General features: G+C 53.8%; 10 protein-coding genes. 6 read left to right on the top strand and 4 right to left on the bottom strand.

Translation table 11 applies throughout. The features are described from left to right. Positions 1–191: 191 nt before the first annotated feature. The 3 genes from SPM24T3_RS01990 to SPM24T3_RS01980 all read right to left on the bottom strand — a co-directional run bounded on the left by SPM24T3_RS01990 (position 192) and on the right by SPM24T3_RS01980 (position 4,880). Positions 192–1,340 (bottom strand): pyridoxal phosphate-dependent aminotransferase, encoded by a 1,149-nt coding sequence (locus SPM24T3_RS01990; protein ID WP_009635012.1) that lies wholly within the window; start codon positions 1,338–1,340, stop codon positions 192–194. A 187-nt stretch (positions 1,341–1,527) separates the two neighbouring features. After that, entirely contained in the window at positions 1,528–2,448 is a 921-nt protein-coding gene (locus SPM24T3_RS01985) for a L,D-transpeptidase family protein (protein WP_009635011.1), read from the bottom strand. 299 nt (positions 2,449–2,747) lie between these two features. Further along, the gene (locus SPM24T3_RS01980) at positions 2,748–4,880 is read right to left on the bottom strand and encodes a TonB-dependent siderophore receptor (RefSeq protein ID WP_009635010.1); all 2,133 of its coding nucleotides are present in this window, start codon (positions 4,878–4,880) and stop codon (positions 2,748–2,750) included. A 177-nt stretch (positions 4,881–5,057) separates the two neighbouring features. Here SPM24T3_RS01980 and SPM24T3_RS01975 point away from each other — a divergent pair, with 177 nt between their 5' ends. Beyond that, entirely contained in the window at positions 5,058–6,140 is a 1,083-nt protein-coding gene (locus tag SPM24T3_RS01975) for an AAA family ATPase (RefSeq protein ID WP_009635009.1), read from the top strand. Positions 6,141–6,205: 65 nt separating this feature from the next. Here SPM24T3_RS01975 and SPM24T3_RS01970 read toward each other — a convergent pair whose 3' ends face one another. After that, complete coding sequence (locus SPM24T3_RS01970) at positions 6,206–7,624, bottom strand: PLP-dependent aminotransferase family protein (protein ID WP_009635008.1); 1,419 nt, start codon at positions 7,622–7,624, stop codon at positions 6,206–6,208. 417 nt (positions 7,625–8,041) lie between these two features. Between SPM24T3_RS01970 and SPM24T3_RS01965 the strand changes: the two genes are divergently transcribed. Genes SPM24T3_RS01965 through SPM24T3_RS01945 form a run of 5 tightly spaced genes read left to right on the top strand, consistent with a single transcriptional unit; the run spans position 8,042 to position 12,218 of the window. Further along, positions 8,042–8,524, top strand: a complete 483-nt coding sequence (locus SPM24T3_RS01965) for an MSMEG_0572/Sll0783 family nitrogen starvation response protein (protein ID WP_009635007.1) — start codon at positions 8,042–8,044, stop codon at positions 8,522–8,524. 13 nt (positions 8,525–8,537) lie between these two features. Continuing rightward, positions 8,538–9,566: a Nit6803 family nitrilase gene (locus tag SPM24T3_RS01960; protein WP_009635006.1), complete on the top strand. Its 1,029-nt coding sequence runs from the start codon at positions 8,538–8,540 to the stop codon at positions 9,564–9,566. Beyond that, the gene (locus SPM24T3_RS01955) at positions 9,526–10,629 is read left to right on the top strand and encodes an MSMEG_0568 family radical SAM protein (protein WP_009635005.1); all 1,104 of its coding nucleotides are present in this window, start codon (positions 9,526–9,528) and stop codon (positions 10,627–10,629) included. The genes SPM24T3_RS01960 and SPM24T3_RS01955 overlap by 41 nt, the downstream gene beginning before the upstream one ends. Before the next feature lie 13 nt (positions 10,630–10,642). Beyond that, a complete protein-coding gene (locus tag SPM24T3_RS01950; RefSeq protein ID WP_009635004.1) occupies positions 10,643–11,245 on the top strand; it encodes an MSMEG_0567/Sll0786 family nitrogen starvation N-acetyltransferase in 603 nt (200 codons plus the stop codon). Next, positions 11,232–12,218: a sll0787 family AIR synthase-like protein gene (locus SPM24T3_RS01945; RefSeq protein WP_009635003.1), complete on the top strand. Its 987-nt coding sequence runs from the start codon at positions 11,232–11,234 to the stop codon at positions 12,216–12,218. The genes SPM24T3_RS01950 and SPM24T3_RS01945 overlap by 14 nt, the downstream gene beginning before the upstream one ends. Positions 12,219–12,241: the final 23 nt, after the last annotated feature.

Below are 12,241 nucleotides of genomic sequence, written 5' to 3'. Positions count from 1 at the left end.
CAAGGAAAGTATTGCAGTACTCAATGACCTGTCAATTACCAATAATGCTAAGTAGAAAAACAGGAGGTATTTTTTGCGAAATTGCAGGATCAATCACAAAGCGAGGTAAGATTATTGTTAGCTTGCGCGTTGAAATTAGCCTCCCGCCGCAAGCCTATATAAATAAGTCGCGGCGGGAAGTGATAGGCGAATCAGTTGTCGCGCGGTGATGGCAGGCGTTTTACAGCTTGCAGTAAAGGCTCGGTTTTTCCTGCGACACAGATACGGATCCATCCTTCTCCCGCAGGGCCAAAGGCAACGCCCGGGGCGACGGCGACACGCTCGGTTAGCAGGAAATGCTCCGCCCAGCTGGCGACATCGCCATTGCTGACATGTGAAACGTCAATCCAGATATAGAACGCACCCTGAGGACGCTGATAGAGAATGCCCCGCTGGTCGAGTACTGCACTGGCCGCTTCAAGGTTTTTGCCATAGTGCGCTCTTGCTTCGACGAGGTAATCCTGCGGGCCTTCAAGGGCGGCGAGTACGGCGAGCTGAGCGGGGGCGTTAACGCAACTGACAGTGGCTTCCTGCGCCGCGCGGAAGGTAGATGCAACGCCCGGCGGAGTCACCAGATAGCCCACGCGTCCGCCGGTCAGACCGTAGGTTTTGGAAACTGAATAGACACTGAACACTCGACCGTCATTATCCAGCGACGCAACGCTGGTAAACGCGCGGCTGAAGGTAAAGTATTCATAAACCTCGTCGCTGATTACCCATAGGTCGTGTCTAGCGGCAAACTGCAACAGTTCGGCGATTTTTTCGGCGCTATAAACTACGCCTAATGGGTTAGAAGGGCTGTTAATCAGTAACACTTTGGTACGCGATGTTACGGATTGCTCCAGATTTTCTAATGAAGGCTGGAACTCATCTTCCGCTTTCAAATGATAAGGCACAGGAACCGCACCGAGCAGTTTCGGTACCATGGCAAAAGTCGCATATCCCGGGTCGGGGATCAAAATCTCATCCCCGGCGGTCAGGGTGAGTGACATCGCCATGTGCAGCGCCTGTGAACCGCCAGCAGTGACATGGATTTGATCGTCATCGACGCGATAATGGTTGTCGCGCTCAAGCTTGTTGGCAATCGCCAGCCGCAGCAGTGCCATTCCGCTGTTCGGCGTGTAGTGGGTGACGTCGGCATTCCAGGCACTGGCACCAGCATCAAGGATGTGTCGGGCCACCGGTCTTTCAGGCTCACCAATGCTTAACTGGATAACATCATCGAGTTCCGAGGCCAACTCATAAATACGGCGAATACCTGATGCAGGGATTGCCTTTGCGTTGGCAGAAAGTTGCGGCATAAAATCTCCAAAGTATTGGCCAGAAAGAAAATCAATCGACTCTAAAGTTGTACTGAAGATTAAAAAATAAGTAAAGCGATGAGGTTAAAACGCAAGATTAAGCGGTGTAAACAGCGTTTTTAGAAAGGAAGGTAATAAAAAAGCCCCCGCAGCGGCGCTGAGAGGGCTTGATAGTAGAGAGTCGGAATCAGTTAACCTGAGTCGGCATCCCTGAGCGCAGAGTGATGGCTTTGTCCAACACTTGCTGATTGACACTTGGATCCGCCATCAGAGTGGCATTGCTACCGGAAAGGCTGATTGGCAGCGGTTGCTGAGAATCAAACTCTTCCTGGTTGGCAGACAGTGGGTTATGAACTTCGACATAACGCGCGCCGTTTGGCTCAACGGTGGTTTTAACCGGCTCGTTGATGAACTGCACACGAGTACCCACCGGCACGTTTTCGAACAACCATTTGATGTCGGCATCACGCAGGCGCACACAGCCGTGGCTCACACGCAAACCGATACCAAAGTTGGCATTGGTGCCGTGTACCGCATACAAACGACCCACGTACAGCGCATAAAGACCCATCGGGTTATCAGGACCGGCAGGGAAGGTCGCTGGCAGCCATTGGCCTTGCGCGGCGTATTCTTCATGCATTTTCGCCGTTGGTGTCCAGGTCGGACCGGCTTTCTTATGCTGCACGGTAGTGACCCAGTTCAGCGGAGTATCTTTACCCAGCTCGCCGATACCGATAGGCAGAACGACGACGGTATGAGTCCCTTTCGGATAGTAATAAATGCGCATTTCGGCGCTATTGATAACCAGGCCTTCGTGTGGCGTATCCGGCAGGATCAATTGCTGAGGAATAGTCAGCACAGTGCCAGAAGTTGGCAGGTAGGTATCGACACCTGGGTTGGCTTCCAGCATGTTCGACAGACCCATTTGATACTGAGCAGCGAAATGCTCCAGCGGCATTTTGTTGTTTTGCGGAACGACAACGGTGACGTTTTCACCAATCAATCGACCATTGTTTGCCGGCAGAGGATAGACAACTGCGAAAGCAGCCTGACTATACGCAGCAACAGCTAGAACCAAAGTAAAGATCGCGCGAATGCTCATTTTCATATTTTCTATGGTTATTCTTGCCACACAGGCACTAGTTTATGGGATTTTACCCGGCATCATGCTAACCGGGATGACCCTTATATTGTATGTACACAGTGGCTTGAAGGTGAATCAAGATGTGTAACCAATCACTTTTCAGGGCCGCTAATTATAAAGAAATATTTCAAACAGGCCAAAACTTTCTCAATAAACAGGTGAAGTTTACCTTTTAGCGTTTTTAAGGATAGACGATGGGGAGGGAAAATGCCGCTTGCGTGGTGTTGTTCCCAAAGGCAGGGACACGCAAGCGGCTGAGGGGATTAGAAGTCGTAACCGACGGTGGCAACCACGGTACGTTCCTGACCCCAGTAGCAATAACTGGTGCCGTAACAGGCCGCAACATACTTCTTGTTGGCCAGGTTGTTGGCGTTAAGCTGAACGTAAGCGCCTTTCAGCGATGGGTTAAACGCGGCCAGATTCACGCGCACAGAGGCGTCGATCAGCGTGGCGGCGGAAATACGCTGGGTATCTTCATTATCCGCCCACTGTTTGCCGATGTAACGTACACCGCCTCCAAAATTGACACCGAAGTTAGCGCGGTATTCTGCCCACAGTGATGCCATCTGGTTTGGTGATACGTATGGCGTATTGCCATCGGTGCCGTCTGTGGTGTCTTTTGATCTCACGTGGCTATAAGTATATCCCGCAATGACACTCAGACGATCGGTAACGTTGGTGCGCGCCTCAAGCTCTAGCCCTTTCGAATGAACCTTACCGGCTGGCACATAATAGCTGCCCACGACCACGCGATTACCCACATGGTTCTGCGTCAGATCATAGATTGCCGCGGTAAAGAGATTGCTGGTGCCGACCGGCTGGTACTTGATACCGGCTTCATACTGCTTGCTGGTCATCGGCTTCAACAGCGTGCCATCTTGACCTGCCAGTGCAGAAGGGGTGATAGCCGAGCTGTAGCTGATGTAAGGCGAAATTCCGTTATCAAAGGCGTAGAGCAGAGAAGCGCGGCCACTGAAATGCCTGGCTTCGCGTTCGCTGTCGGTTTGAACGCCGTAGATGCTTTCATACTGACTGCTTTTGATTTTTAAATCGTCATAACGGCCAGACAGCGTTGAATGCCACTTGTTCCAGCTCATGTCGTCCTGCAAATAAACGCCTGCCTGGCGATACTGACGCTTGCCGACGGTATTGCTGTAAAGATCGATATTGTCTTCGCCGTTGATGCCAGAAATACCGGTATACGGGTTGAGGTCGCTGGCGTAACCGCCCTGATCTTTAAGATTGTTTACGTAATGCTGGAAATCAAAGCCCAGCACCACTTTATGCTGCAACGCCGCAGTGGCGAAATCCGCCTCCAGCTGGTTATCAATCGCAAATGAGTTCAGTGAAGACTGCTCGCCAGAGTAATAACGGCTCATCAGACTGCGATCGGCATTCCATCCCGCTTGATACACTTGCTCAAGCTCGGTATTGGAGTGGGTATAGTTGGCATTTTGGCGGAAAGACCAAACATTGTTGAAGCTGTGTTGGAACTCGTAGCTGTAGATTTGCTCCCAGCGCTTGAAGACGTTGTGGTTGGAATCGCCATCAAAGAAGCCGCGGCTCAGTTTATCGCCATAAATACTGCCGTCTGCCGGCACTGCCGAGTGATAACCGCCGGAAGGATCTTTTTGCAGGTAAGCGCGTAACAGCAGCGAGGTGTTTTCATCCGGCTGCCAAAGCAGCTGTGGCGAAATGGCATAGCGTTCTTCGCGCGTGTGATCGTATTGCGTGTCGCTGGAGCGAGTCATGCCGGTAATTCGGTAAGCCCACTGGTCGTTGATTGCGCCGGTGTAGTCGAATGCGCCGCCTTTGGTATTGAAATTACCGCCGGAAAGCTGCACGTGACCTTCGCTGGCAAACTGCGGTCGCTTGCTGGTTTCCATGACCAGTCCACCCGGCACGCTTTGGCCGTAAAGCGCGGAAGACGGGCCTTTGACGACATCGATTCGCTCAAGGAACCACGGATCGACCTGAATAGCATTATAGCTGCCGCCGTCGGTGGCCAAACGCAGGCCATCGAGGAACACGTTATCGACATCACCGCCGTGGAAACCGCGCAGGGAAACCGTGTCATAGCGGGTCGCGCCGCCTGCGAAGTTAGTGAAGACGCCAGGCGTGTAGTTCAATGCCGAGTTAACCGTGGTCGCGTTCTGGTCATCCATTTGTTGACGGGTGATAACAGAAACCGATTGCCCGGTGGTGATAAGCGGCGTGTCGGTTTTGGTCGCCGCCCTGCTGGTTTTAGCCGTGTAGCCTTGCGTTGGCGCTTCAGCGTTGTCCGCCGGTTTAGCCGTAACCACTACCGTATCGTCGGCAAAAGCTGACAGGGGGAGAAAGATTGCCATCGCGCAAAGGATTGAAGATCGTTTAAAAGGAAAAGCCAACATCGTCATCTGAATTCCCTATAAAAATTTTGTTTTAATCGTCACTTTTTGCGTTGCAATCAATGCACAGGATCTTGCGGCCATGTCAGTATTGCTACGTAAAAGCGTGAGCATGATAAACCAAATGATAAAGACTATCATTATTATTTACATCTTTGGGCTAACATTATATTCATAGGGATCGCTATGTTTGTCAGACAGCTGCGAATAAATGGGTACCGCTCGATCCGCAACATCGAGCTGGAACTGGGGCAGTTAAACGTCATTTGCGGGCCTAACGGCTGCGGGAAATCCAATCTTTATAAAGCCGTAAAGTTATTGCATGAGGCGTCACAGGGTCAGCTTGCAGCGGCGCTTGCCGAAGAGGGCGGGATTCAGAAAACGCTGTGGGCCGGGAAAAAACGTAGCGGTGAGAGTCGGATGAATTTGTCTGCTACGCTGGAAGATTTTGATTATGAATTGCAGGTGGGATTTGAAAATTCTCCTGGACCAGGAAGTAGTATTTTCACTCTTGATCCTTGGGTGAAAGCCGAATCGCTGTGGATGACAGGGCACCAGCGTCGCCCTTCGAGCCGCCTGGTCGAGCGAATAAATCAAACGGCCAAACTGACCAATTTCTCGGGCGAACAGGTGCGCTATCCGTTAAGCATCAGCCCGCACGAATCTGTGTTTGGTCAACTGGCGGAACCGCACCTTTATCCTGAAGTTTCACCACTGCGTGAGGTATTTAAAGGCTGGCGTTTTTATCACGAGTTTGCCGTCTGGCCCGGCTCGCCGCTCAGGCTGCCACAGGTGGGGATTCGCTCGCCGGTGTTGGCACATGATGGCAGTAATCTGGCTGCGGCTTTTGAAACCATCAATGAAATCGGCAATCGCGAGCTGCTGCACAAAGTTTTAAAAGAGGCTTTTCCGGATAGCGAATTTTTTGTCGATGCTTCGTTGGGGCGTTTTCAGATGATGATGCAGCGCGAAGGCATTTACCGCCCGCTGGAGGCTAGCGAGCTTTCAGACGGCACGCTGCGATTTGTCTGTCTGGCCGTTGCGATGCTTAGCCCTCGGCCGCCTTCTTTTATGGCATTCAATGAGCCTGAAAACAGCCTGCACCCGGACTTGATCCCGGCGCTGGCGATGCTGCTGGCGGAAACCAGCCGCTACAGCCAGCTGTGGATAACCAGCCATTCCCCTGAGTTGGCCGAGCTGATTCGACAGCACGCCGTGGTGCAGTATTTTGAGCTGGCGCAGAGGCAAGGTGAAACGCAGTTAGCATAAAATTTATTTTTTTCTAAAAGTCACCCTTCGAATCAATATCTTGAAGCCATTGAATTGTCCTCAATCTATAACGCTACGCTGGAAAAATGCGCCGGATATTCCAGCATATCGGCTACCACGATCAGGTTCTCCTCGCAGAGAATGCGGCTGTTGCTGCCGCCTAAACATAATCGCAGAGCATCGGGCGGATTGTTGTCGGTGCTAAAGGCGGCGCTGGATACCGCGCTAACACCCTGTTCGCGCAATTTCACTGCCACGTCAGACGGGTTCCAGCCGTACTGTCTGGGCAGGATCAGCCAAAGATGAAAACCGTCGGCGTCGGCTCGATAGCTGAATTTATGCAAATGTTGGGCGGCCAGACGTTGGCGGACCTGTGCCTCGCTGCGAATCGACTGCAGTACCTTATCGGCGGTGCCGTCGCTTATCCATTGTGTCGCCAGCGCGTTGGTAATCGGGCTGGACATCACCGTCAACGCCCGCAGCGCACCGGCCAATAGCTGAACCGAACGTTTACCCGGTCCTTTGATGTAGGCGATACGCAGGCCGGCGCCAAAACATTTCGACAACCCGGTGAGATACCAGGTCAGCTCGGGGATCAGTTCGGCGAAAGTGGGTATCGGGTGTTGATAGGCAGTGAGCTGCGGCAGGGCGGCATAAGCATCATCTTCGATAATTGGAATGCTGTAACGCAAGGCAACATCGGCCAGTGACTCACGGCGGCGCAGCGGCATAGTCAGAGTCGTTGGATTATGAATGGTTGGGTTAAGATACAGCGCGCTGACGCTGCCCGCCTGGCATTGGTTTTCAAATGAGCGCGGCGTCGGACCATCATTGTCACAATCGAGCGCGTGTAGCGGCACACCCAGTTGAGTGGCAATCGCCTTGAGCCCGGGATAAACCAGATTGCCCACACAAATGCTGCCACCTTTGCGGCCTAATAAAGTCAGTAATCCTACCAGTGCGCTATGGATGCCCGGACACACCAACACTTCATCGGAATTCATCGGCGGCAGTCGTTTGCCAAGCCACTGCATTGCCGCGTCTTTATCGGCTGTGCCGCCGCCAAAATCCTGATAGCGCAGAAGCGGAAACGGATCGTTTTGAGTGAAAAGGCTTATTGCTCCCTGACGGAGCATCTCCGCGATATCGGGCATTTCCGGCTCGATAGGCGAATTCATGGTCATTTCGTAACTGCTGCCGCCATTTAAAGGGATTGCGGGAACTTTACCGCGAATAAAGCTGCCCATGCCGGGCCGCGAGTCAATCAGGCCGCGCTTCCTGGCCTCCGCGTAGCCTCGTGTAACGGTGGTGTAATTCAGTTCCAGCGCGACGGCTAAATCTCGCAGCGGTGGCAGGCGGTCACGAGCCTGAAATTCGCCAGTATTGATGCCGTCGCCTATCAAATCGGCAATCATTAAATAGGCCGGTCGCTGCGGATGTTGACGCAGGGACTGCAACCAGCGCTCGTAAATACGTTGAACCATAAGCAGTTAACGGCCCGTGCCGCCCCTCCCGAATTGCATCAAAAATACACTATAGCTTCTGCTGATTGAAAAATGCAATCGCGAGCTAAATTGATTGCATCAATGATTGCATATTGATTTTGTGCGTGTGCCTTTTTAGTGCAAATAAGCATCGATTTGGTGCGTTTTATGTCTTGCGTCCCTAACTCTTCGCGGACATTTCCTCTCTCGACAGCAAAAAGATAATTTTTTTGAGCAGAAAAGCAGCGCTTGATTTAGCAATGATTGCATCTGCGTTTTTTTGAGTGGCACAGGCTTTGCAATTTACTTTTTGCACCCGCTGCCCATGCACGCTGCCCATGCACGCTGCCTGGTGCATCACTGGCGTCAGCGGATTCTCACCCTGACCAAGACAACTTAAGAAAACTGGAGCCAACCATGCCTAAAGTCACACTGCCTGCCCACAAAACCGGTGATTTCCTGGTCGATTACGAAGAGAAAGTTTTTGAGGATGTGAAAGCGGAGCCGGGTCAAAAAGCGCTGGTCACTTTCCATACTGTGGCGTTCGAAGGATCGATTGGTTTCGTCAATATGTTGCAGGCCACGCGATTGCAGAGAAAAGGATTCGAAACGTCGATTCTGCTTTACGGACCTGGCGTTACGCTGGGGGTGCAACGCGGTTTCCCCACGCTTGGCGACGAGGCTTTTCCGGGGCATCAAAACTACAACAAACAGCTGGCGAAATTTATGGCCGAAGGCGGCAAAGTCTATGCCTGTCGCTTTGCATTACAGGCGCTGTACGGCCACGGCGAGCCCTCACTTATAGAGGGGATCCGCGCCATTAATCCTCTGGACGTACTGGATCTCAAGCTTATCCACACCCGTGAAAATGCGGTGATTATCGACACCTGGACCATGTAAGGGAGGGTGCGAAATGGCCTCACCACGTACTGTTCGTGCCGCAGCCGTGCAAATCGCGCCAGATCTCGACGAGGCCAGCAAAACGCTGGCCAAGGTTCTGGACGCCATTGACGAAGCGGCAAGTAAAGGCGCCGAGATTATCGTTTTCCCGGAAACTTTTGTGCCTTATTACCCGTACTTTTCGTTTATCACTCCTGCGATAACCGCAGGCGCTGCGCATTTGCGCTTATACGAGCAGGCGGTACAGGTTCCGGGACCGATTACTCATGCAGTAGCCGAGCGCGCCAGATTGCGTGACATCGTCGTTGTGCTCGGCGTTAACGAACGCGATTACGGCACGCTCTATAACACCCAGCTGGTGTTTGACGCCTCCGGGGAACTGGTGCTCAAACGTCGCAAGATTACGCCGACTTACCATGAACGGATGATTTGGGGGCAAGGCGACGCCAGCGGTTTACAGGTGGTGGAAACTCGAGTCGGGCGAGTCGGCGCACTGGCGTGCTGGGAGCATTACAACCCGCTGGCTCGCTATGCGCTGATGACCCAGCACGAAGAGATCCACTGTAGCCAGTTTCCCGGATCGCTGGTGGGGCCGATTTTCGCCGAGCAAATGGACGTCACCATTCGCCATCACGCGTTGGAATCGGGCTGCTTTGTCATCAACTCTACCGGTTGGTTGACCGACGACCAGATTGAACAGCTGACCTCCGATCCTGCCTTGCAAAAGGGCCTGCGCGGAGGTTGCAACACCGCTATCGTCTCGCCGGAAGGGCATCATCTGGTGCCACCGCTCACTGAGGGCGAAGGGATTTTGATCGCCGATATGGATATGAATCTGATCATCAAACGCAAGCGGATGATGGACTCGGTCGGCCATTACGCGCGGCCGGAACTGCTGAGTTTGTTGATCAACAAGCAGCCTGCGGGCTATAGCCATAGTTTCAAAGACGGCGCGCAGACGGATTTCACTATCGCAGGCAATAAGCATTCAGGGGGTGAATATGACTATCCAGACTCTATCGAAACAGCGTCTGATCACTGAGCTGCAAAGCCAGGGAATCCGCGTGCTCAATCCTCAGACTGAGCACGTATCGCGCAAGGGCGGTGCCGGTCCTTCTGACCATCAGGCGATGATCATAGAGGGCAGCACGGTGATGGTGCCGGTGTACAGCAATTCGGCGCAATTCTCGCCGTTCAGCGTGCAACACACCTCCGACGGTGTAGCGCGCCTGATGCGCGACAGCATTCCGCTACGTGATATCACCTTTGCCAGCAAGCCGCGATTTTATGACCTGCAAACCGCCGACGGCGTGCCTTATTCCCACATTGCGACGCTGCACAGCACCGATGTGCTGGCGACGACAGTGCTGCAAACCTGTATTCGCTACGAAAATCGACGCAAGGCCTGCAAGTTCTGTTCGATTGGCCAGTCGCTGGCCGCCGGGCGAACCGTGGCACACAAAACGCCGCAACAACTGGCCGAAGTTGCCAAAGCAGCGGTAGAGCTGGACGGTGTGAAACATATGGTGATGACCACCGGCACGCCCTCTGGCAGCGATCGCGGAGCGAAAGTGCTGTGCGAAAGCGCGCTGGCTATTAAAGCAGCGGTGGATATTCCGATTCAGGGCCAGTGCGAACCTCCCGCCGATCCGCTCTGGTATCAGCGAATGAAAGACGCCGGAATCGATGCACTTGGAATGCATCTTGAAGTCGTCACCGAAAGCGTGCGCGAGGTCATCATGCCGGGCAAGGCGCAGGTCAGCGTGGAGCAATATATGACCGCGTTTGTCGAGGCGGTGAAGGTCTTTGGCAAAGGCCAGGTCAGCACCTACATTCTGGCCGGACTGGGCGATACACAACAGGCGATTTTGGATATTTGCCAGCGTCTGGTGGCGATCGGCGTTTACCCTTTTGTGGTGCCGTTTGTCCCGATTCGCGGCACGCCGCTGGAAGATCATCCCGCGCCCGATGCCAACTTTATGGAAGGTATTTTGCGACCGCTGGCGGGCATGCTGCGGGAAAATACTCTGCGTTCAACGGAAATCAAGGCCGGATGCGGGCGCTGCGGTGCCTGCTCCTCATTGGCCACCTACGAGAGCGAATAGGCGGGAGAATACGATGATAAGCCAACCTCAGTATTCCGATTACACGGTGAAATGGGTCACGTTGCCGTGGGAGCGCGAGCAGGCCTACGCGCTGCGCCAAAAGGTTTTTTGCCAGGAACAGAGACTGTTTGTGGGCGACGATCTTGACGCCATCGACGAGCACGCTCAGTTGCTGGTAGTGATTGGCAGCTATGGCGGCTGGCACGAGCAAGTCGTTGGCACGGTGCGCATTCATCAGGACCAACCGGGTGAATGGTGCGGCTCGCGGCTGGCGGTAGACCCTGATTTTCGCCGTCAGGGGCAACTGGGCGCGACCTTGATCCGTTTGGCGGTGTCCAGCGCCTGCGCTCTGGGGTGTCAGCGTTTTTATGCCCACGTTCAGCAGCAAAATGAAGGACTGTTTCAGCGACTGCACTGGCAAACTCTGCAACGTGAGGTGCTGCGCGAGCGCGCTCACGTATTTATGCGCGCCGAATTGGAACACTACCCCGCTTGCCACAATCCGAACAGTGGCTTCGTCGTGCGCGGACGTTTATCGCGCAGCCCGCAAGAGTTGGCTCCTGCCTGGCTTGGTGCTTTGAAACTCGAGAAGGAACCCGCCGATGCTTACGCTTGAATCTCCTGCCACCCTGTGTGAGTTACTGACCCGGATTCGCCACTACAGCGGTATTGCCCATAAACGTGACATTCAACTCGTGCCGCAGCAGCTCAAGGCCGCCAGTCTGTTTGATTACTATCCCAACGGTGACGATTGTGCAGTGCTGCCAAATGGCGAAGGCTACAGCCTGTTGGCGATAGAAGGTTTTATCAATCGTTTTGTCGAGGAGGACCCGTGGTTTGCTGGCTGGTGCGGCGTAATGGTCAATGTCAGCGATATTGCGGCGATGGGCGGTCGGCCGCAGGCGGTAGTCAACGCGCTGTGGAGCGCGGGAGAAGATAAAGCCGCGCAGGTATTGGCAGGAATGGCCGCCGCCTCAGCCGCGTTCGGCGTGCCGATTGTTGGCGGTCACACCAATCTGCGCAGCCAGCAAACTCAGCTTTCGGTAGCGATTTTAGGTCAGGCCAAAGCCTTGCTCAGCGGATTTGCTGCCCGTCCCGGACAGGCAGTCGTCGCGGCTATTGACCTGCGCGGAAGCTGGCGCGCGCCAAATCTTAACTGGAACGCAGCGACCACCGCCGATCCTGCAATGCTGCGCCGCTGTATTGACCTGTTACCGCAAATCGCCGAGTGCGGGCTGGCCGTAGCGGCCAAGGATATCAGCCAGGCTGGACTGCTGGGGACGCTGACCATGCTGCTGGAAAGTTCGCAGGTCGGCGCGAAAATTACCCTTGAATCAATCCCTAAACCTCCGGATGAGAGTTGGCAGGATTGGCTTTGCGCCTTTCCAAGCTTTGGGTATCTGCTGACCACGCCAACGACGAAAACGGCGGATCTTATCGAGCAGTTCAACCAGTGCGGCATTGCGGCGGCAGTTATCGGCGAAGTGACCGACAGTTTGCGGCTCGATGTGATGACAAATAATCAGTGTGAATGTTTCTGGGATCTCGCCGAGTCGGCATTAACCGGCTTCGCACCTTCAACGTCTTGACGATTTTCATCTGAACAGGAGAG

Source organism: Serratia sp. M24T3, from assembly GCF_000257645.1.
Taxonomy (GTDB): domain Bacteria; phylum Pseudomonadota; class Gammaproteobacteria; order Enterobacterales; family Enterobacteriaceae; genus Rouxiella.
The sequence above is the reverse complement of the archived record's forward strand: the minus strand, read 5'-3'. Positions and strand labels throughout refer to the sequence as shown.

What these genes read in the sequence shown, in the direction of transcription:
- SPM24T3_RS01990 (WP_009635012.1), bottom strand. Translation starts at nt 1,340, where the DNA reads ATGCCGCAACTTTCTGCCAACGCAAAGGCAATCCCTGCATCAGGTATT.
- SPM24T3_RS01985 (WP_009635011.1), bottom strand. Translation starts at nt 2,448, where the DNA reads ATGAAAATGAGCATTCGCGCGATCTTTACTTTGGTTCTAGCTGTTGCT.
- SPM24T3_RS01980 (WP_009635010.1), bottom strand. Translation starts at nt 4,880, where the DNA reads ATGACGATGTTGGCTTTTCCTTTTAAACGATCTTCAATCCTTTGCGCG.
- SPM24T3_RS01975 (WP_009635009.1), top strand. Translation starts at nt 5,058, where the DNA reads ATGTTTGTCAGACAGCTGCGAATAAATGGGTACCGCTCGATCCGCAAC.
- SPM24T3_RS01970 (WP_009635008.1), bottom strand. Translation starts at nt 7,624, where the DNA reads ATGGTTCAACGTATTTACGAGCGCTGGTTGCAGTCCCTGCGTCAACAT.
- SPM24T3_RS01965 (WP_009635007.1), top strand. Translation starts at nt 8,042, where the DNA reads ATGCCTAAAGTCACACTGCCTGCCCACAAAACCGGTGATTTCCTGGTC.
- SPM24T3_RS01960 (WP_009635006.1), top strand. Translation starts at nt 8,538, where the DNA reads ATGGCCTCACCACGTACTGTTCGTGCCGCAGCCGTGCAAATCGCGCCA.
- SPM24T3_RS01955 (WP_009635005.1), top strand. Translation starts at nt 9,526, where the DNA reads ATGACTATCCAGACTCTATCGAAACAGCGTCTGATCACTGAGCTGCAA.
- SPM24T3_RS01950 (WP_009635004.1), top strand. Translation starts at nt 10,643, where the DNA reads ATGATAAGCCAACCTCAGTATTCCGATTACACGGTGAAATGGGTCACG.
- SPM24T3_RS01945 (WP_009635003.1), top strand. Translation starts at nt 11,232, where the DNA reads ATGCTTACGCTTGAATCTCCTGCCACCCTGTGTGAGTTACTGACCCGG.